We start from the raw sequence: 18,224 nt of genomic DNA on the forward strand, positions 1-18,224 counted from the left end.
TGACGCAGAGCCGCGCCGGCTTCGCCGGCTGAGCAGGCAGCTACCAACGCACTCTCATACCGCAGACCGAGCGTCTCCCGAGCACTGCCACGGCGGCACGTACCGTCCGCTGCCTGTCAGGAACCCTCTCCGGCTCCCGGTCGGCGGCCCGTGACCGGTAACTCAAGCGACATGCGACGGCCGCGCGGAACCGGTCATCGGTGGTCCGCCGGGTCCGCAGGTGCGACGCGGACGTAGTCGGGCACCCCGGCGACCAGGCCGGGCAGGTCGGCCCGGTGGTCTCCGACGCGGCAGAGTTCGTCTTGGCGCCGACCGGCTGTCAGTGGTCGGTGCACCACGCGATGGCCTGGGTCAGGAGCGTGTCGAGGGAGAGGTCGACCTCCGTGCGAACGACGCCGTCCGGGCCGCCGAACATGGCGACGAACGGCCACGGTCCCTCCAGCCAGCCCGCGTAGCTCTCCGTGTCGTCGGTGAGCACGACGCTGAAACCGCGTAGCGGGTTGACGACCCAGTACGCGCCGTGCTGGACGTCGTCGTGGTACAGGTGGATGTGTGTCGCGTCGATGCCCGCCGCCAACAGGGCGTTGATGAGGCCGTACCGGCCCGCCGCGTGTTCGTGGTCGGCATTGGTCCCGGCCGAAGCCTTTCCCCAGTCCACCCTGGTCGCGCTGGGCGGCACCCCTTCCGGCGTCGCGGAACCCTCACCCGGTGACATGGTCGTGTGACCTCCTCGACGTGGACATCACGGACGCGGGCGGCCATTGTGCAGCCGGCCCGAGATCAACGGTACCGGGACGACCAGGCGGAAAGGCCGGTGCGTTTCGTGGTTGTCAGGGCCCTTCGACGAGCGGCACCGCAGGATCCTGGTCAGGCGGCTCGGGGCCGTCGAGAAGGTCCTGCCGTCGATCAGTGACGAGGGCGGCGCGCATTCGAGTGTTACGGGCGTTGCAGGAGATGGCTGCGTCGGCGGCCCGGCTCGGCAACGTCAAGTCCGAACAGCGCCAGCGGAACGTCCGCTACTGCCGACGAGTGGACGCGTGATCAGCCGTCGTCGCGGCAGAGGCAGAAGGGGTGGCCGGCCGGGTCGAAGAGCACCCGGACGTTGTCCTGTGGCTGGTGGGCGGCGACCGAGGCTCCGAGTGCGACTGCCTCGGCGACGGCCGAGTCGAGGTCTCCGACCTGGAAGTCGAAGTGCATCATCGGGCGCTGTTGCCCGTCGACGGGCGGCCACACGGGGGCCTGGTAACCGGTCGCCTGCTGGAACACGACATGGATGGACCCCTCGGGAGCGGCGAGGATCGTCGTGCCCGGCTCCTCGTGGCCGATGGTCCACCCGAGCAGTTCGGAGTAGAACCTCGCCAACGCGCCGGGGTCGGGCGCCTCGATAGCGGTTCCCCACCACATGCCCTTCGTTCGAGATCGCACCCGTACACCTTCCAGGGAGTGTCATTGCCGGTCATGCGGCACCCTAGAACCCGTTGCGGACGTTCTACTTCCGGAACCGTGGCCCCGCTGACGATCGTCGCGCCGCACGGCATTGCGTCAGCCGCATGGCGGGGAGGCCCCGGACAGGCGCGCCATCAGAGTCGGAGAACCATGCCAACCGACTCCGGTGTGGTCTCCGTGAAGCCGTACTTCGCGTAGAGGTGGCGTGCGTCGCCGTCGGCGATGAGCGAGATGTAGGCCGTGCGCGGCGCTCGTTGCCGCAGGTGTTCCATCAGCGCGGTCATGATCTTCTTGCCCAGTCCGCGTCCCTGGTGTTCGGGCAGGACGCACATGTCGACGATCTGGAAAGCAGTGCCGCCGTCACCGATGACGCGGCCCATGCCCACCGGGTGGTCGTCGCGATAGGCGACGACCGCGTACCACGTGCCGGCCAGGCCGGCCGTTGCCGCCGCTGTCGACTTCGGGCTCAGGCCTGCCGCGACCCGCAGGTGCTGGTACACCTCGACCGGGGGCGTTTCGGCTCGCACGACGTAGGTCACGACACTCCTGTGGTTTGCAGCGCGTCCGCACGATGTCGGCCTGGATGCGTGGAACCGGTGGCGGACACTACCGGGTGGTTCACCGAACGCAGTCTTGCTGATCAACGTAACGACCTGGGCTTGTCCTTACTTGGAGTCGAGGCGGCCCAGGGTGCTCTCCACCGGTGCCGGCCAGGTGGAGTCCTTGAGGCCGAGGGCCTCGCGGAGGTAGGCCCACGTGAGCCGCTGGATCAGGGCGACACGTTCGGGGCTCTCGTCCGTCGTCGCCGTGGATTGGTAGTCGGAGATACCGCCGAGCGAGTGTTCCGCCCCGACCAGGGTGAGCAGGCTCTTGCTGCCCCGGCTCAGGTGGTAGGCGTCGGTGAACCAGTCCGGCCCCCGGACGGATAGCAGGGAGTCGTCCTGGTCGCCTGCGACGACGAGGGCCGGGGTGGTCATGTCCGCGAAGCTGGGGCTCATGAAGGGGAAGTGCTCGGCCGCGAACGGGGAAAGGTCGGCTCCGCCCGTGCCCGTCACGGCCAGCAGTACGCCCGCCTTGATCCGTGGGTCGGACAGGTCCTCTCCGGGGTTGCCGTCGGCGTCGAGGACTCGTGCTCCCAGCAGCGTGCTCGCCGTCTGGGCGCCCCAGGAGTGCCCGGCCACGGCGATGCGTGTGCGGTCGAGGCGTCCGGCGAGGCCGGGGACGGACGACTCCGATAGGTCGAGTCGGTCGAGGGTGCGCTTCAGGTCGTCGATCCGGAACTTCCAGATCAGCGGTGTGCGCGGGTCGTCAGGCGAGAGGTTCAGCGTCCGCGAGTCGAGGTGGGTGGGCTGAACGACGACGAAGCCGTGGGAGGCCCAGAAGTCGACCAGCGGGTCGTAGTTGGTCGCCGACTCGCCGAAGCCGTGGGAGAAGACGATGACGGGCAGTTCGTGGCCGGTCGTCGGCGCGGAGATCCGTACCTGCAGATCCTCGCCTCGACCCGGGGCCAACAGCGTGACGGGGTGCACCGAAACGACCGGTGTGGGTTCTGGCATCGCGTGCATGGTTGTTTCCTCCGTGACTTGGCATCGGCCTGCCGGACTGGCATCCTTCGATCCGGAACATGGTTCCGATTCGACAATACGGAACGTGGTTCCGTTTTTCGAGGGATGTGACGGAGGTAACGATGGCCCGCACGAACGACGGATCGGCGGCCCCGCGGAGACGGGCTGATGTCCGACGCAACGAGAAGGCGCTGCTGGACGCGGCCGCCGCGGTGTTCGTCGCCTCCGGCGTCGACGCGCCGGTGCGGGACATCGCCACCAGGGCCGGCGTCGGCGTCGGCACGATCTACCGCCACTTCCCGACGCGGGCCGATCTCATCGTCGCGGTCTACCGCCACCAGGTCGAGGCGTGCGCCGAAGCCGGTCCGGCGCTGCTGGCGGACAGCGCCACACCGCACACCGCGCTGGCGGGTTGGATCGACCTCTTCGTCGACTTCCTGGTCACCAAGCACGGCTTGGCCGAGGCACTGCAGTCCAACGACGACGCCTTCCGGACGCTGCACGCCTACTTCCTCGACCGCCTCGTCCCCGTCTGCGCCCAGCTGCTCACCGCCGCCGCCGCGGCGGGCGAGATCATCCCCGACATGGACGCCCTCGTGCTGATGCGCGGCATCGGCAATCTCTGCATCGGCGCCGACAGCCCTCACTACGACGCGCGCCGCATGGTCGGACTCGTCATCGCGGGACTGCGGCTCCGCTAGGTCACGGGCTTGGCGCGGGGGCGTAGATCGCGCGGCCGATCTCGTGGAGCAGTCCTTTGTGGGCAGGCTGGGTGCGGAGCAGCCGGATGGCGGTCACCCCTTCAGGACGTAGGCCTGGTCGGCGGCGTAGATCGCGGCGAGGTCGTCCGCGGTGATGCCGCGGCCGGTGAAGCGGGCGACCGCGGTCAGGCCCTTGGCTTTGCGGTGTCGGAAGTCGTCGAAGTCCAGGTCTTCGGTGTGCGGTGCGCCCGGTTCGTGACGCGGATTGCCCGCGAACAACGGCTCCCCGCGCTCGGCGACGGTGAGCTGGAAGTTGCCGTTGACGTTCCAGTACAGGCTCGCGGCTTTCCCGTTGCGGGACAGCGCGGTCAGCGTGTCATTGTCGGCGCCTTGGAAGCCGTTCTCCTCGACGGCCAGTACGACGTCGTCCACCGCGAGTACGGCCAGCAACGGCACATAGCCGTATCGCGGATCGCCGTGTCGTTCCCACGCGGGTCGCTCGGCGATCGACTTGATCGACACGGGTGCGGCCGGGTCACCGCCGAAGGTGCTGATCACCTCGCTCGGGGTGAGGCCGTGGACGACGGTGATCGTGGCGGCCTCGCTGAGCGAGCTCTTCTCGATCCACCAGTGCTCGGCGTCGGGCGGGATCACCAGGGGCGGTTCGGGTTCCCCGCGCAGCCGATGGCCGAGCCGGTCCGTCTTCTTGTGCACGACCCCGGGCGCGGCCGGTGCCTGCCACACCACCACGTGGTAGGAGTCTTCGGCATCGTCGCGGCCGGTCACGTGCACGCGGACGCGATAGTCACCCGGCCACGGCGGCAATTCCCAACGACGGTTGTGCCTGGCTGTGTCACCGTGCAGAACCGCGCCGCCCTCCGGCGCGGTCCAGCTGATCTCGACGACCTCGTCCCAGCCGTTCAGGTCGATCTCGTCGGGCGGACCGGCCAGCACGCGCATCGTTGTCGGCACATGGCCCGCTGCCACGCCGGTACGGACCACCACGCCGTCCTCGACCGCGGCTACCAGGCCGTTGCCGGAGAAATCGACGTTCGCGGGCGCCGAGCCTTCGGTGATCCGGAACTGGTGGTCCGTCACCGCGGCGGACGGCGACCACGACCGCGGCAGCAGGTATTCGGCGCGCCGCTTGGCCAGCACGGCCGCCGCGTAGCCGCGAGGCTTGGGCACCGTCGGCAGGACGATCGCCGCGGCGCCCAGCGCCACACCGATGATCGCGGACGTCTCGCCGCCCACGGCGGTGCCCAACGAGCGCAGCACCGCGGTTGACACGATCACGGCCAGGGCGAAGTGCGCGGCACCGTGCTGCGCGGCGATCTCCGCTTCGTCACCGGTCGCGTCGGGCACGGCAGCCTTGTCCCGCAACGCTTCCACCAGGTCCACCACGAGGTCGGTCGCGCCGGGGTGGACCTGTTCGACGATGGCCACGGGCTGCTTCGTGGCGGTCTGCTCACCGCCGATCGCCATCGTGCTGAACCGCGTGACGGTCGGCCGGGTCAGGCCGGAAACAAGATCGTGCGGGATGTCCACGGCCAGCCGATCGACGGTCAGTTCCAGCGCGCCCAGCAGACGTTCGGAGAGCACGTTGCCGATCTCGTCCAGTGCCGCTTGGACTCTCGTGCCGTGCTGCCGACTCCCTTTCGGCTCCCACCGGCCAAGCCGGGCGGCGGGCTCTTCGGGCACGACCGCGACGATGTCCGGCAGCGCGGCCGACACGAGCGGTGCGAAATCCTTGATCCCCATCGCGCCATCCTGCCGGCGCGCCGAAGCGGGCCTCCAGCCGGAACGTCCCGTCATGCCGCGATGCGGGCACTTGACGGTGGCTGCCGATGGGGGAGCGGTTGGACGAGCCCAAGCCCCAGTCGAAGACCGCCCTGCTGCCCGCCAGGTTCCGGCCACTTGCATACCCCTGGGGGCATGCTACCGTCTGGAGTAGATACCCCCAGGGGTATCCAGTCCGACTACGGGAGCTGATGTGACGTCCGAGATCGACCAGAACGGCTTCGCCGCCCGCCTCGCCGAGGGAAACGCCTTCGTGCTCGACGTCCGCGAGGCCCGTGAGTACCGCCCGGGTCACGTTCCGGGTGCCCTGAACGTGCCGCTGAGCGTGCTGCCCGCCCGCGTGGCGGAGCTGCCCAAGGACCGACCCGTCTACGTCGTCTGCCAGGCCGGTGGTCGCAGCGCCCAGGCCACCGGCCTCCTGCGCGCCGTCGGGGTCGACGCGGTCGACGTCCTCGGCGGCACCGGTGCGTGGATCGACTCGGGCCGTCCCGTCGAGACCACGAAGGCGTGAGAGGCGCGAACCGATGATCACCGTTCTGCCCATCGACACACCGGGACTCGGCGACCGCACCTACCTGGCCCACGACGGCGCGGTGGCCCTGGTGGTCGACCCTCAGCGCGACTACGACCGGGTGCTCGGCCTGGCGCGTGCCGCAGGCGTGCGCATCACCCATGTCTTCGAGTCCCACATCCACAACGACTACGTGACCGGTGGCTACGAACTCGCCCGCGAGGTGGGGGCGCAGTACCTGCTCAACGCCGACGACCCGGTCTCCTTCGAGCGGGTCGGCGTGCGCGACGGCGACGTCGTCGAGGTCGGCGACCGGATGCGGGTGCGGGTCCTGCTCACCCCGGGCCACACCCACACCCACCTGTCCTTCGCCCTGTCGGAGGGCGGTGAACCGTTCGCGGCCTTCACCGGCGGCTCACTGCTCTACGGTTCCACCGGTCGTCCGGACCTGCTGGGCCCGGACCACACCGACGCACTGGCGCACGCCCAATGGCACTCGGCCCGCCGGTTGGCCGACGAACTGCCCGACACCACCGCCGTCTACCCGACGCACGGTTTCGGCAGCTTCTGCTCGGCCACCCAGTCCGAGGCCACCACCGGCACCATCCGCCAGGAGAAGCTGTCCAACCCGGCGCTGACCCGGGAACTGGACGGCTACGTCGAGGAACTGCTCGCCGGTCTCGACGCATACCCGGCGTATTACGCGCACATGGCTCCCGCGAACTCCGCCGGACCGGGCCGGCCGGACCTCTCACCGCCCGCCGAGGCCGACCCGGCCGAACTGCGGCGGCGCATCGCGGCCCACGAGTGGGTCGTCGACCTGCGCAGCCGGACCGCGTTCGCGTCCGGGCACGTCGCCGGCACGGTGAACTTCGGCCTCGACGGCCCGTTCGTCACCTACCTCGGCTGGCTCATCCCCTGGGGCACGCCCGTGACGCTGGTGGGCGAGACCGTCGAGGACGTCGCCGAGGCGCAGCGCGAACTGGTCCGCATCGGCATCGACCGCCCGGCCGCGATGGCCACCGGACGGCCCGAGGACTGGGCGGGCGGCGAGCCGCTGCGCCGCTACCCCACGGCCACTTTCGCCGACCTCGCCGCCGAACGGGACCAGAGGACCGTTGTCCTGGACGTGCGCCGGAACTGGGAGCGCGCCGAGCAGCACATCGCCGGCTCCACGCACATCCCGATCCACGAAGTGCTCGACCGCCTCGACGAGATGCCGGCAGGCCCGATCTGGGTGCACTGCGCCGGTGGTTACCGCGCCGGCGTGGTGGCCGCCCTGCTCGACGCCCACGGGGTCGACGTCGTGGCGATCGACGACACCTTCGACAACGCCGGCCCGGCCGGTCTGCCCCTCACCTCAGCCCCGGAACACCAGGAGATCCACGCATGACGCGGCACCTCGCCACCGTCGACGGCCCATCGCTCCGGGAACGCCTCGACGACGTCACCAGCCCTGCCCCGCGCCTGATCGACGTCCGCACGGCCGTGGAGTTCGAGGCCGGGCACATCCCCGGCGCGGTCAACGTGCCGCTGGACGTGTTGCAGGAGCGGTTGGACGATCTGTGTCCCGTGCTGCGCGGCCAGGACATCGTCCTGGTCTGCCGATCGGGGCGGCGTGCCGGCCAGGCCCAGGAGACATTGGCCGGAGCCGGCCTCGGCACCAGCAAGGTGCTCGCCGGCGGCATCGTCGACTGGGAGAGGGCCGGCGGGGAACTCGACCGCGGCCGACAGGTGTGGGAGCTGGAACGTCAGATCCGCTTCGCGGCCGGTGCGATGGTCCTCGCGGCCGTGCTCGCCAGCGTCGCCGTGCCGCAGGCGAAGTGGCTGGCGGCGCTCATCGGTGGCGGGTTGGTCGTGGCGGCCTTGTCGAACACCTGCGCTTTGGGCATGGCACTGGCACGGATGCCGTGGAACCGCCGCCGCGGCGAGTCTCCAATCGACCGGCTCGCCGCGGACCGGTGACCCGGTGCTGACGCTGACCGTCGCGCTCGCCGTCGTCGTCGGGATCACCTTGGGGCTCCTCGGCGGCGGCGGGTCGATCCTCATGGTGCCGCTGCTGGTCTACGCGGCCGGCATGGACACCAAGGAGGCCATCGCCGCCTCCCTGGTGGTCGTCGGCGTGACCTCGGCGGTCGGCGTCCTCGGGCACGCCCGCGCCGGACGGGTCCGCCTGCGCACCGGCCTGCTGTTCGGCCTCGCGGGCATGGCCGGCGCCTTCGTGGGCGGACTGGTCGGTGGCCACCTGCCCGGCCGGCTGCTGATGGCCGCGTTCGCGGTCATGATGGTCGCCACCGCCGTGGGCATGCTGCGCGGTCGCGGGCAGGTCGCCACCACGTCCGCGCACACCGACCTGCCAGTCGGCCGGGTGCTCCTGGACGGGACTGTCGTCGGCCTGGTCACCGGTCTGGTCGGTGCGGGCGGTGGTTTCCTCGTCGTTCCCGCCCTGGCACTGCTCGGCGGACTGCCCATGTCCGTCGCCGTCGGCACGTCGCTGCTGGTCATCGCCATGAAGTCGGTCGCGGGCCTGACCGGCTACCTGGCCGCGGTGCCGATCGACTGGGCCCTCACCGGTGCGATCACCGCCGCCGCGGTCGTCGGAAGCCTCATCGGCAACCGGTTGGTGGCCCGGATTCCGGCGGACGCGCTGCGCCGGGGGTTCGGCTGGTTCGTGCTGGCCACGGGAGCGTTCGTGCTGGCCCAGCAGGCCCCGGACCAGCTGCGCGTCCCCGCGCTCCTCGCCGTCGCCGGCCTCGGCATCGCCGTGGGCACCTGCCTGGGGTTCGTGCCCCGTTGCCCACTGCGGCACATCGGCACCACCTGAACCCGTGCGACGGCCGGGACGTGAGCCGGACGCCGCGCGGCCCCGGAATGTCCACGGCCCGTGCGGCGCTGCACCATTGCAGTACCCGCCGGGGTATCCAACCCCGGCGGTGAGGAGAGGATGAGCGGCATGCAACTGGAGAACGCCCAGGTCGTCGGCGACGTCATCAAGCGACTGCGCCGCGCCGAGGGCCAACTGGCCGGCGTGATCCGGATGCTGGAGGCCGGCCGGGACTGCGAGGACGTCGTCACCCAACTCGCCGCCGTCTCCCGCGCCCTGGACAAGGCCGGATTCGCCATCATCGCCACCGGCCTGGAGCAGTGCATCACCGCCGGAGAGAACGGCAACACCCTCGACCGGGCAAAACTGGAAAAGCTCTTCCTCTCCCTGGCCTGAGCAAACCACCCGTCGCGCCCAGGGCGCCCGACGACGCGCGGCGTCGTCGGGCCGGGTTCCGGCCTTTTATCGCACTCCTGCTTGTCCTAGATCTTCGAGTACTTTGACGCCGATACTCCCTTTGGGTACGGGACCGGCGGCCGATACAAAGCGAACGCGATCACCGGGTTCCGGTTTGCCGGCAAGGTCGCGTTCTCGATGTTTGAGTCATGAATGATCCAGTCGGTGATCGAGTGGTGCAGGGGGCGCCAACCGAGCAGGTCGCGGGCCCGGGTGGCGCGTACCCGGCTGTTGGAGCCCAAGGCGTGGATGGCGAACTCGGGTTCCAGACGCTGTCGGGGAGTCGGGGGCCCAGGGCCGCGGGCCGGGCAGACCGAGGGAACGAGCGATGGCGTCGGTCATCGCGGCGAAGGATTCCTCGCCGTTCTCGACGAAGTAGAACGTGCCGGCTTGGCCACGTCGCGGGTCAAGCCGGTGACGGTGTGGCCCGCCCGGAGGAGGCGGGTAGCGACGGCGCCGCCGATGTAGCCGCTCGCCCCGGTGACGAAAACGTGCATCAGAGTCCTTCCGGTCGCCGGGCCCTTGGCGCTGACTGCGCTGATGTGACGGCCCGTGTGCAGCGTCGTCGTCGCTCAGCCGGAGCCGCAAAGTTCGTTGCCGGAATGGCAACCTCGGCCTGATGCGTGGTTACCGCTGGTCGGCCTGATCGGTCGGGGTCAGGCGGGCGATGGAGCCGATTTCGAGGGCGACCCACAGTGCACCGTCGGGGCCGACGGTGATCCCGTGGGGTTCCGAGGCCGGGGTCGGCAGCCGGTAGGTGTCGATGGTGCCGTCCGGGCTGATGCGGCCGATGCGGTTGGCGGCCCATTCGGTGAACCAGCAGTGCCCGTCGGGGGTGGCGGTGATGGCGTGCGGGCGGGCGGTGCGGTCCGGTAGGGGGAACTCGGTGATGTGGCCGTCCGTGGTGATGCGGCCGATCTGTCCGGCGCCGATCTCGACGAACCACATCGCGCCGTCGGCGCCCTGGGTGATACCGACTGGGCCGGCGTTGGTGGTGGGCAGTGGATGCGTGGTGACGACTCCGGCGGTGGTGATTCGGCCGATGGCGTTGGCCTGGTTCATCGTGAACCACAGCGCGTTGTCGGAGCCGGTGGCGATCATCGACGGGAAGGTCCCGGATTGGGGGAGGGGGAACTCGGTGATCGTTCCGTCCACGGTGATCCGACCGATCTTGTCGGCGTTCATCTCGGTGAACCAGAGCGCTCCGTCCGGCCCCGGTGTGATGCCGAAAGGTCCTGCTTCGGCGGACGGTGTGTCGAATGCGGTGATGTCGCCGTCGGTGGTGATCCGGCCGATCCGGTGTCCTAGTGATTCGGTGAACCACAACGCACCGTCCGGCCCGGTGGTGAGCAGCGACGGGCGGCCTGACGGTGGATCCAGCCGGTAGGAGGTGTGTTCTCCGCGGAGGTCGAGTCGTCCGATCCGGCCGTGGTGCACCTCGGTGAACCACAGTGCGTGATCGGGTCCGGCGGTGATGCCGTACGGCCCCGAACCGGGCTCGGACACGGGGTACTCGACGATTGGCACAGTCTGGGCTTCCACCGCGAACGTGCTCCTCACTGCTCGATCTGGACGTCCGCGAGGACGCGTGACTCGGCTTCGGTGAATGGTGGGTCGGTCAGTGGTGGGCGGCCGGGGCCGCGTAGGACGGCTAGGACTACGCGTGGTGACAGGAGGCGGCGTAGGGGTGTGGAGAGGGTGTACGCGTCCAGCTGCGCTTTGGTGACGGTGGCTCGGCCCGTTGCCGCGAGGATGAGCCGGTCCAGGTAGCGCTCCTGGAGGTGGGTGGCGCGGCTGGGGGCCGGGCCGATGGTGGCGGGGTAGCGCAGGTCCTGCCCGGTGGCCATGTCCCACGCGTCGGTCGTGACGGCGGCGAATCTGCGTTGGAGCTGCTTGGCCGCCCGGCCGTGGAGTCCGTGTCGGGTCAGGTTGTCGCGTAGTGCGACGGCCTGTCGGGTCACGACGGTCATGCCGTGCCCGTACACGGGGTTGACGGCGCACGCGGCGTCGCCGAGTACGACGAAACCGCTCGGCCAGGGGGAGAGGCGTTCGTAGCGGCGACGGCGGTTGACGGTGCCGTGGAAGCCGAACGGTCGGGTGAGGGGTTCCGCCACGCTGATGAGGTCCGCGATGGCGGGGTGGCGCAGGCCGCGGGCGAAGGCGAGGAAGCCTTCCGGGGTGATGTCCGGTTCGCCGCCGCGGGTGCCGGCGAGGCTGACGATCCACTGGCCGTCCTCGATCGGCAGGAGCACGCCGCCCTGACCGAATCGCATCGACCGGGGATCGCTGACGATGTTGACGCCCGGGAAGCCGTCCTGTGCACTGGCGGGAGCGCGGTACACGCACGTCGCGTAGACCATGCCGGAGTCGACGCGGTCTTCCCGCACGGCCGGCAGACCGAGTGCGGTGAGCCAGCGGTCGGCTTTGGAGCCGCGGCCGGTCGCGTCGACCACGAAATCGGCGTCGATGTCCTGTTCGGTTCCGGTGTCGCGGTCGCGCACGCGTGCTCCGGTGATGCGGGCGCGGTCGCCGAGCAGACCGACGACGTCGGCCGCGCTCACAAGGTTGATGCGGTCCATCGCCAGAACCCGTTGCGCTACGGCACGGTCTAGCAGGGCGCGACTGCATCCGATCACGAACTGCATCTCGTCCAGCCGGGGTAACCAACCCGACTGGGTGAACACGAGCAGTCGATTCGGCAGGCCGAGGTGCTGTGCGCCCGCCGCGATCAGGTCCGCCGTGAAGCCGGGCAGCAACTCGTCCAGCGCACGACTCCCACCAGCCATCAACACGTGCGTGTGACGGGTCTGCGGTGGCCCTTTGCGGTGGCCGTCGTCGGTGACGCGGTCCCGGTCGACGACAGTGACGCGGTCCGCGTGCGCGGCGAGGACGGAGGCCGCGAGCATCCCCGCCAGACCGCCGCCCAGGACCAGCGCGTGTGTGCTCGGCACGTAAGGCTCCCTTCCCGGATTACCGACGTGTCGCCGGCCGGCCGATACCCGACAGGGCCGAAGCCACGACCGGGCCTACGAACGCTTGGGCCACCAGTACCAGTCGGGTGCGTTCACTGGCGAACGCGTGTCTGGCCGGGAGGGGACCGTCCTGGTCGGCCGGTGCGGTGTCGGCTGTCGTGGCGCCTCGCGCACGGGCCTGTAGGGCGGCCTTGATCTGCGCGGCTTCGGTGGCCGCCCAGATCTCGTCCAGGCGCAGTTCTGCTGCCGCTCGCTCCACCGCGCTCGTGACCGCCGGATCGCGGGCCACCCGCAGCTGGTGCAACCAGTCGTTGATCTCGATGACCCGCCAGAACAACCGGTACTCGGGGTTGACGCGCTCCCACAGCGTTCCGGGAGCGTGCCGCATGGCCGGGTCCACCGTCCTCAGCGCCCGCCACAACGGACGCAGCCGCACCTGGTCGCGGACCGCGTCCCGAAGCCGCGCCATTCGTTCACGCAAGTAGGACAGGCGAGGGCCCCACGCGGCGATACTCGCGGCGACGACGACCACCGGCACCGCGAGGGTGAGCACCTTCGGTGCCGCCACGCTCCAGGAGTCCAGCTCCGCGCCGAACCAACTGCCCACGACGGCGATGAGCACGATCACGGCGTAGGCGGCCCCCACCAGGACACCGACCGCGTTGAGGCGCAGCCCGCGCCGCAGCCACGGCTGGTCCCGAGGCGTCTCGTCGGCCCATAACCAGCACAGGCGGACGACGTTGAGCAGCCCGATCAGGTAAGTGAAGTGGTAGAGCACCAGCAGTTCGGCGATGTACGGGGTGTCGGCGAACGCCGCCGGGAAGTCGCCGTGGTGCTCCTCGGTAGGCGCGCCCAGCGCGAACAGCACGACCATCGTGGCAAGGACGAGAGCACAGACGATCAGCACCTGCCGGGTCGTCCGCCACGCCTGCGCGGGTGGGTGACGCCAGTACAGCAGCATGGCCTGGTTCGCGGCGACGAAGGCGACACCGAAGCCGTACACCAGCATCACGGACAGGTTCGGCACCCCGGTGAGCCGGTCGAAGTTCACGCCGATCACCGGTGCCAGGAACAGGAACGCCGGTGCCGCCGTCACGCACGCGAGGCAGATCGGCAGCACCGCGGGCCGCCGTTCGGGCGGCGCCTGGCGGAACGCCCGGTACTTGTGCGCGAGTAACACCAGCACGCCGCAGGCGCTGAGCAGGTAGAGCACGTCATCCACGGGCGCCCCGCTCGGGCGAGTACCCGAACGAGTACCACGCCCGCGTCGCCAGGTCGTCCCCGTCGGGGAGGGACGGCTCGTACTGCTGTCGGCCCGCCCACTCGATCAACGCCCTGGTCAGCACGCCCGCGACGCGATCGGCCTCGCGTTCCTCCCGACGGGACATGTCGGTCCGGCCCGCCAGGATCTGGAGCATCGAGGGGGACAGGTCGGGGTAGAGCAGGCGGCGGCCTTCCTCGGCGTCGAGCTGCGGCGGCTGATGGCCGCAGAGCATGTGCGCGATCTCGTGCAGCAGGATGAGCAGCCGGTGCACCCAGCTGCGGGCCGTGGTGACGATGACGACGTGCACCTCGTCCTCGGTCACCGCCCACAGCCCGCTCGTGCCGCCCGCGCCGAGGTCGTCGAACCGCAGGATGATCTCCCGCCGAAGCCGCCGGGCCATGACCTCGCACAGGCGGACGCACACCGTCTCGGTGGTCGCGGACTTGTCGAGGTCGAGCTCGCGGATCAGCTCGTCGCGCAGTTCACGCAGGTCCTTCGCCTTCATCCGGTCACCACCCAGGCCTGTCGGGGGCCGTCACGGCTAAGTCAGCGGGACTCGTCATCGGTCACCACCCCGTCGGCGACTTCGGCGATCACCCCGGACGGCTCCGGTTCGAGGGCCCGTCTGATGGCGTCCTCGGCCGCGACGCCGGGGTGCAGCGCCCGCACGAGGGCGAGCAGGATCTTGTTCCGGACACCCGGCGGCGGCGGTTGTTCCGCGGTGCGCAGGATGACGGTGTTGACGCCGAGCTTGTCCATCGCCAGCCGGGTCTCCAGCTGTTCGTCGACCCGCGCGGCCAGTTCGTCGTCGAAGAAGTACGCGGGCGCCGCGCCGAACGCCTCGGCCAGCCCGAGGATGTGCTTCAACCTGGGGTTGTCGCTGGTGCCGGCCAGGAGTTCACGGATGTAGGTGGCCGAGATGGAGCCGTACGGGCCGCCGCTGATGCGCGCGGCGACCTCCTCCGGCGAGAACGGGCCCCGGTTGGCCGGGTACACCGTGTTGAACAGGTGCTTCAACGCGCCACGCCGCAACGTCGGCCGCTCGCCCTCGTGCAGCCGCGTGCGTCCGCCGACGAAGCACGCCGGGTGCACCCGCAGGGCGTTGGCCAGGCCCTCGATCGTGCGGCACGTGGGGTTGTCCTTGTCGCCCCGGCGCAACTGCGAGATGTAGGTGTGCGTGATCTCGCCGCCGTCGAGGCGGATCTGCTCGGCCAGTTCCACATTCGTGTACCGGGGTCGGTCGCCGGGGTGCAGGCACAGCTCGTCGAGAATATCGGCGAACAATCGCTGATGGCCCGCGGTCATGGTCACCCCCCGTACGCACGACAGCCGCCGCTCGCCGGCACTTCCACTGCGAGTGGCACGCCAAAGCTACTCCGCAACACCAGTTGATTCCAGCGTGTGGGCCCCAGTAGCCTTGGCGTGGCGGTTCCACTGGTATTGGGGGCAGGCGCCCATGGCGACCCAGCAGTGGAACGGGAGAGGCTGGCTGCGCGGTACAGCGAGATCCCAGGTGACCACGCCGGCCGTCACCAGGCCCTGCGGTTGTGCCGCCGCATCCGCCACGGCGGCACACGACTGAGGGGTGCGCAGGGCCTCGGGATCTCGTGAACAGCCGCGAATTCCGACCTTCGTCCTGTGCCCGCACCGCCTGTGAGCGATTGTGACCCGAACAGCCGGTCACGTGTCAGCCCCGACCTCTTCGGATACCCAGGTGGTATCGGTTCTCGCCGGGAACGTGGAGGTGGGCGATGGCCGGCCCGGACAGCTCGAGCACCCTGAACCGCGCGGTCGGGCGTGGTGCGGTGGTCGTCGGGTTCGACGGCTCGCAGCGGTCACGGCAGGCCGCCCACTGGGCTGCGCGTGAGGCGGCGAGCCGAGGTCGGCGCCTGGTCATCGTGAACGTCCTGCGCGGCCCGTTCCCCGAGGTGGTGGTGACGCCCGTGTCCATGCCGCTGCCCCAGTTCGTCGACGAGAAGGCGGTGCGCGCGTACACGAACGACCACCTCGCGGAGCTGGCCGCGGAGTGCGAACAGGCGGCGCCCGGGGTAGTGGTGGACTTCCGCGTGTTCGACGGGCATCCGGCCGCGGTGTTGAGCGAGGTCGGCCGGGACGCGGAGCTGCTCGTCGTCGGCTCGTCCGGTGCCACCGGCCTGGCCAGGGTGCTCACCGGTTCGGTCACGGCGGACCTGGCGCACCACTTCGCGGGCCCGGTCGTGGTGGTCCGTGACGCCGGGGGCGACGACGGGCGCGTGGTGGTCGGGGTGGACGGATCGGAGCCGAGCGACCGCGCGGTCGATTTCGCGGTGAACTTCGCCTCCCGGCACGGGCGCATCGTCGTCGGTGTGCACGCCACCACCGGCCTGCCGATGGACGCGCTCGCGCCGACCGGCGCCTGGGGACAGGGCCTCGGACTGGGCATCGACACCGACCAGCTCCAGGCGTCGGCGGACACCCTGATCGCCGAATCCCTCGCGGGGCCGCTCGCCCGCCACCCCGAGGTGCGGGCGGAACGGGTGGTCTCGTTGTTGCGGCCCGCCCAAGCTCTGGTCGAACAGGCCGAGGGCGCCGCACTGCTGGTCGTCGGCCGCCACGGACACGGAGCAGTGCGCCGCGCGCTGCTCGGCTCGGTCAGCCACGCCATGCTCCACCACGCGCCCTGTTCACTGGCCGTCGTGCGCGGTGACGGGCCGCCGCGCTAACGCTGCGTCAAGCGGGCGAGCCGGGCGGCACGTCCGCCACCAAAGACGATGACCAGTGTCGTTCAGCCGACCGGTTGGGAGCCCGAACGCGCTGGTGCCGCGCGCTGTCCGGAAGTCGTCGGGTGACAGATGGTAGGAAGTCCGGGTGAGCAACTTGGATGACGGGGCCGGGCTGCGGCTCGCGCAGGACGAGGTCGTGTCGCTGGCCAGCGAGCTGATCAGGATCGACACGACCAACACGGGGGATCCGGCCACGGTCGTCGGGGAGCGCGCGGCGGCCGAGTGGGTCGCGGAGAAACTGGGCGAGGTCGGTTACGAGACCACCTACGTCGAGTCCGGGGCGAAGGGACGCGGGAACGTGGTCGCCCGCCTGGCCGGCGCCGACCCGTCACGGGGCGCGCTGCTGGTGCACGGCCACCTCGACGTGGTGCCCGCCGACGCCTCCGAGTGGTCCGTGCACCCGTTCTCCGGCGCGGTCCAGGACGGGTACGTGTGGGGCCGCGGCGCGGTCGACATGAAGGACATGGTCGCGATGAGCCTGGCCATCGCGCGCCGGTTCAAGCGGGACGGGATCGTGCCGCCCCGCGACATCGTCTTCGCGTTCCTGGCGGACGAGGAGGCGGGCGGCGTGTACGGGGCCAAGTGGCTCGTGGACAACCGGCCGGAGCTGTTCGAGGGCGTCACCGAGGCCATCAGCGAGGTCGGCGGGTTCTCCATCACGCTCAAGGACGACGTCCGGGCGTACCTGGTGGAAACCGCCGAGAAGGGCATCCGGTGGCTCAAGCTGCGCGTGCGCGGCACGGCCGGCCACGGTTCGATGATCCACAACGACAACGCGGTGGCCAAGCTCGCGGCCGCGGTCACCAGGCTCGGCCAGCACCGGTTCCCAGTGGTGCTGACGCCGTCCGTGCGCGAGTTCCTGGCCGGGGTATCGGAGATTACCGGGCTGGAGTTCCCCGAGGACGACCTTGAGGGCGCGGTCGGAAAGCTCGGCGCGCTGTCCCGGATGATCGGGGCGACGCTGCGCGACACGGCCAACCCGACCATGCTGTCCGCCGGGTACAAGGCGAACGTCATCCCGTCGGTCGCCGAGGCCACCGTGGACTGCCGCATCCTCCCCGGCCGCGAGGAGGCGTTCGACCGCGAGTTGGCCGAACTGCTCGGCCCGGACGTGGAGCGCGAGTGGCTGGGGCTGCCGCCGGTGGAGACGACGTTCGACGGCGCGCTGGTCGACGCGATGACGGCGTCGATCACGGCCGAGGACCCCGGCGCGAAGGTGCTGCCGTACATGCTGTCGGGCGGCACGGACGCCAAGTCGTTCCAGCAGTTGGGCATCCGCAACTTCGGCTTCGCCCCGCTGAAGCTGCCCGCCGACCTGGACTTCTCCGGCCTGTTCCACGGCGTGGACGAACGCGTGCCGGTGGACGCGCTGCAGTTCGGCGTCCGCGTGCTGGACCGGTTCCTGCGCAACTCCTGACCCCGACGGGTGCCGTCCGCACACGTGGACGGCACCGGTCGGCACGTCGGTCTGCCGCTCCGGCTCCACGACCCGCTGGCACTGCGGCGTCATCCAGACCCGCAACGAGACCATCCACTACGCACAGGGCGACGTCCACCAGATGGCGGGCACCAGCGTGTGCGCCCAAGGCGGCGACTCGGGCGGCTCGTTCATCACCGGCGACCAGGCCCAGGGCGTCACGTCCGGCGGCTACGGCAACTGCACGTCCGGCGGCCGGACCTGGTTCCAACCGATCAACGAGATCCTGTCCGCCTACGACCTGATCCTGCTCACCGCCTGACAACGAACGTGGACCCGCCCGTGTAGCCATGGGCGGGTCCACGGTGTCCTTCCGGGACGTTTACTCCAGGATGAAGGTCGCGTCGGCGCGGGCGACGGTGTCGGGTGTGGTGGTGAGGTTGACGGTCGTCCCGTTGTGGCGGATGTACCGGCCGGGGACGTTCTGCGACTCGAACGACACGTCC

The 18,224-nt window shown here is 70.4% G+C and carries 20 protein-coding genes and 1 pseudogene; 9 read left to right on the forward strand and 12 right to left on the reverse strand.

The genetic code is table 11. The annotated features are described in order from the left end of the window. Positions 1 to 319: 319 nt before the first annotated feature. From ALI22I_RS42175 to ALI22I_RS42190, 4 genes are all read right to left on the reverse strand, one after another. Positions 320 to 715 carry a hypothetical protein gene (locus tag ALI22I_RS42175; RefSeq protein ID WP_077011086.1) on the reverse strand — a complete coding sequence of 132 codons (396 nt, stop codon included), beginning with the start codon at positions 713 to 715 and terminating at the stop codon, positions 320 to 322. 326 nt (positions 716 to 1,041) lie between these two features. Beyond that, positions 1,042 to 1,425 carry a VOC family protein gene (locus ALI22I_RS42180; RefSeq protein WP_338013539.1) on the reverse strand — a complete coding sequence of 128 codons (384 nt, stop codon included), beginning with the start codon at positions 1,423 to 1,425 and terminating at the stop codon, positions 1,042 to 1,044. A 155-nt stretch (positions 1,426 to 1,580) separates the two neighbouring features. Continuing rightward, complete coding sequence (locus ALI22I_RS42185) at positions 1,581 to 1,985, reverse strand: GNAT family N-acetyltransferase (RefSeq protein ID WP_077011088.1); 405 nt, start codon at positions 1,983 to 1,985, stop codon at positions 1,581 to 1,583. A 126-nt stretch (positions 1,986 to 2,111) separates the two neighbouring features. Further along, entirely contained in the window at positions 2,112 to 3,011 is a 900-nt protein-coding gene (locus tag ALI22I_RS42190) for an alpha/beta hydrolase family protein (RefSeq protein ID WP_077011089.1), read from the reverse strand. A gap of 122 nt (positions 3,012 to 3,133) precedes the next feature. Here ALI22I_RS42190 and ALI22I_RS42195 point away from each other — a divergent pair, with 122 nt between their 5' ends. Beyond that, on the forward strand, positions 3,134 to 3,712 hold the full coding sequence (locus tag ALI22I_RS42195; RefSeq protein ID WP_077011090.1) for a TetR/AcrR family transcriptional regulator: 579 nt from the start codon (positions 3,134 to 3,136) through the stop codon (positions 3,710 to 3,712). Between the two features lie 93 nt (positions 3,713 to 3,805). Here ALI22I_RS42195 and ALI22I_RS42200 read toward each other — a convergent pair whose 3' ends face one another. Beyond that, positions 3,806 to 5,473 carry a DUF6461 domain-containing protein gene (locus ALI22I_RS42200; RefSeq protein WP_077011091.1) on the reverse strand — a complete coding sequence of 556 codons (1,668 nt, stop codon included), beginning with the start codon at positions 5,471 to 5,473 and terminating at the stop codon, positions 3,806 to 3,808. A gap of 232 nt (positions 5,474 to 5,705) precedes the next feature. Here ALI22I_RS42200 and ALI22I_RS42205 point away from each other — a divergent pair, with 232 nt between their 5' ends. From ALI22I_RS42205 to ALI22I_RS42225, 5 genes are all read left to right on the forward strand, one after another. Beyond that, positions 5,706 to 6,023 (forward strand): rhodanese-like domain-containing protein, encoded by a 318-nt coding sequence (locus ALI22I_RS42205; RefSeq protein WP_077011092.1) that lies wholly within the window; start codon positions 5,706 to 5,708, stop codon positions 6,021 to 6,023. Positions 6,024 to 6,036: 13 nt separating this feature from the next. Further along, positions 6,037 to 7,416, forward strand: a complete 1,380-nt coding sequence (locus ALI22I_RS42210; RefSeq protein ID WP_077011093.1) for an MBL fold metallo-hydrolase — start codon at positions 6,037 to 6,039, stop codon at positions 7,414 to 7,416. Beyond that, entirely contained in the window at positions 7,413 to 7,988 is a 576-nt protein-coding gene (locus ALI22I_RS42215; RefSeq protein WP_077011094.1) for a rhodanese-like domain-containing protein, read from the forward strand. The genes ALI22I_RS42210 and ALI22I_RS42215 overlap by 4 nt, the downstream gene beginning before the upstream one ends. Before the next feature lie 4 nt (positions 7,989 to 7,992). After that, positions 7,993 to 8,847: a sulfite exporter TauE/SafE family protein gene (locus tag ALI22I_RS42220; RefSeq protein ID WP_202971169.1), complete on the forward strand. Its 855-nt coding sequence runs from the start codon at positions 7,993 to 7,995 to the stop codon at positions 8,845 to 8,847. A 129-nt stretch (positions 8,848 to 8,976) separates the two neighbouring features. Beyond that, complete coding sequence (locus ALI22I_RS42225) at positions 8,977 to 9,243, forward strand: metal-sensitive transcriptional regulator (protein WP_077011095.1); 267 nt, start codon at positions 8,977 to 8,979, stop codon at positions 9,241 to 9,243. A 398-nt stretch (positions 9,244 to 9,641) separates the two neighbouring features. Here ALI22I_RS42225 and ALI22I_RS54915 read toward each other — a convergent pair whose 3' ends face one another. The 6 genes from ALI22I_RS54915 to ALI22I_RS42255 form a co-directional block, all read right to left on the reverse strand. Continuing rightward, positions 9,642 to 9,800 (reverse strand): NAD-dependent epimerase/dehydratase family protein, encoded by a 159-nt coding sequence (locus ALI22I_RS54915; RefSeq protein WP_143532702.1) that lies wholly within the window; start codon positions 9,798 to 9,800, stop codon positions 9,642 to 9,644. A gap of 130 nt (positions 9,801 to 9,930) precedes the next feature. After that, positions 9,931 to 10,845 carry a virginiamycin B lyase family protein gene (locus ALI22I_RS42235; RefSeq protein WP_077011250.1) on the reverse strand — a complete coding sequence of 305 codons (915 nt, stop codon included), beginning with the start codon at positions 10,843 to 10,845 and terminating at the stop codon, positions 9,931 to 9,933. Between the two features lie 14 nt (positions 10,846 to 10,859). Further along, entirely contained in the window at positions 10,860 to 12,254 is a 1,395-nt protein-coding gene (locus tag ALI22I_RS42240) for an FAD-dependent oxidoreductase (RefSeq protein ID WP_077011096.1), read from the reverse strand. Between the two features lie 19 nt (positions 12,255 to 12,273). Next, a complete protein-coding gene (locus tag ALI22I_RS42245) occupies positions 12,274 to 13,497 on the reverse strand; it encodes an MAB_1171c family putative transporter (protein ID WP_143532703.1) in 1,224 nt (407 codons plus the stop codon). Further along, positions 13,490 to 14,044, reverse strand: a complete 555-nt coding sequence (locus ALI22I_RS42250; RefSeq protein ID WP_077011098.1) for a hypothetical protein — start codon at positions 14,042 to 14,044, stop codon at positions 13,490 to 13,492. Before ALI22I_RS42250 ends, ALI22I_RS42245 begins: the two co-directional genes overlap by 8 nt. A 41-nt stretch (positions 14,045 to 14,085) precedes the next feature. After that, positions 14,086 to 14,844 (reverse strand): hypothetical protein, encoded by a 759-nt coding sequence (locus ALI22I_RS42255; protein WP_143532704.1) that lies wholly within the window; start codon positions 14,842 to 14,844, stop codon positions 14,086 to 14,088. A gap of 446 nt (positions 14,845 to 15,290) precedes the next feature. On the opposite strand from ALI22I_RS42255, the gene ALI22I_RS42260 reads away from it, so the two are divergent. From ALI22I_RS42260 to ALI22I_RS42270, 3 genes and pseudogenes are all read left to right on the forward strand, one after another. Then, positions 15,291 to 16,241 carry a universal stress protein gene (locus ALI22I_RS42260; protein ID WP_077011100.1) on the forward strand — a complete coding sequence of 317 codons (951 nt, stop codon included), beginning with the start codon at positions 15,291 to 15,293 and terminating at the stop codon, positions 16,239 to 16,241. A gap of 154 nt (positions 16,242 to 16,395) precedes the next feature. Beyond that, positions 16,396 to 17,718: a M20/M25/M40 family metallo-hydrolase gene (locus tag ALI22I_RS42265; protein WP_077011251.1), complete on the forward strand. Its 1,323-nt coding sequence runs from the start codon at positions 16,396 to 16,398 to the stop codon at positions 17,716 to 17,718. 22 nt (positions 17,719 to 17,740) lie between these two features. Next, positions 17,741 to 18,040: pseudogene (locus ALI22I_RS42270) on the forward strand (S1 family peptidase); the annotation flags it as partial. 60 nt (positions 18,041 to 18,100) lie between these two features. Here ALI22I_RS42270 and ALI22I_RS55795 read toward each other — a convergent pair. After that, positions 18,101 to 18,220: an AbfB domain-containing protein gene (locus tag ALI22I_RS55795; RefSeq protein WP_443216939.1), complete on the reverse strand. Its 120-nt coding sequence runs from the start codon at positions 18,218 to 18,220 to the stop codon at positions 18,101 to 18,103. Positions 18,221 to 18,224 lie beyond the last annotated feature (4 nt).

It is taken from the genome of Saccharothrix sp. ALI-22-I (assembly GCF_001984175.1).
GTDB lineage: Bacteria > Actinomycetota > Actinomycetes > Mycobacteriales > Pseudonocardiaceae > Actinosynnema.

Bases quoted from the DNA above. Each gene is read 5' to 3' on its own strand.
- ALI22I_RS42195 (WP_077011090.1), top strand. From the start codon at position 3,134: ATGGCCCGCACGAACGACGGATCGGCGGCCCCGCGGAGACGGGCTGAT.
- ALI22I_RS42225 (WP_077011095.1), top strand. From the start codon at position 8,977: ATGCAACTGGAGAACGCCCAGGTCGTCGGCGACGTCATCAAGCGACTG.
- ALI22I_RS42190 (WP_077011089.1), bottom strand. From the start codon at position 3,011: ATGCACGCGATGCCAGAACCCACACCGGTCGTTTCGGTGCACCCCGTC.
- ALI22I_RS42215 (WP_077011094.1), top strand. From the start codon at position 7,413: ATGACGCGGCACCTCGCCACCGTCGACGGCCCATCGCTCCGGGAACGC.
- ALI22I_RS42250 (WP_077011098.1), bottom strand. From the start codon at position 14,044: ATGAAGGCGAAGGACCTGCGTGAACTGCGCGACGAGCTGATCCGCGAG.
- ALI22I_RS42255 (WP_143532704.1), bottom strand. From the start codon at position 14,844: ATGACCGCGGGCCATCAGCGATTGTTCGCCGATATTCTCGACGAGCTG.
- ALI22I_RS42175 (WP_077011086.1), bottom strand. From the start codon at position 715: ATGTCACCGGGTGAGGGTTCCGCGACGCCGGAAGGGGTGCCGCCCAGC.
- ALI22I_RS42260 (WP_077011100.1), top strand. From the start codon at position 15,291: ATGGCCGGCCCGGACAGCTCGAGCACCCTGAACCGCGCGGTCGGGCGT.
- ALI22I_RS42210 (WP_077011093.1), top strand. From the start codon at position 6,037: ATGATCACCGTTCTGCCCATCGACACACCGGGACTCGGCGACCGCACC.
- ALI22I_RS54915 (WP_143532702.1), bottom strand. From the start codon at position 9,800: ATGCACGTTTTCGTCACCGGGGCGAGCGGCTACATCGGCGGCGCCGTC.
- ALI22I_RS42200 (WP_077011091.1), bottom strand. From the start codon at position 5,473: ATGGGGATCAAGGATTTCGCACCGCTCGTGTCGGCCGCGCTGCCGGAC.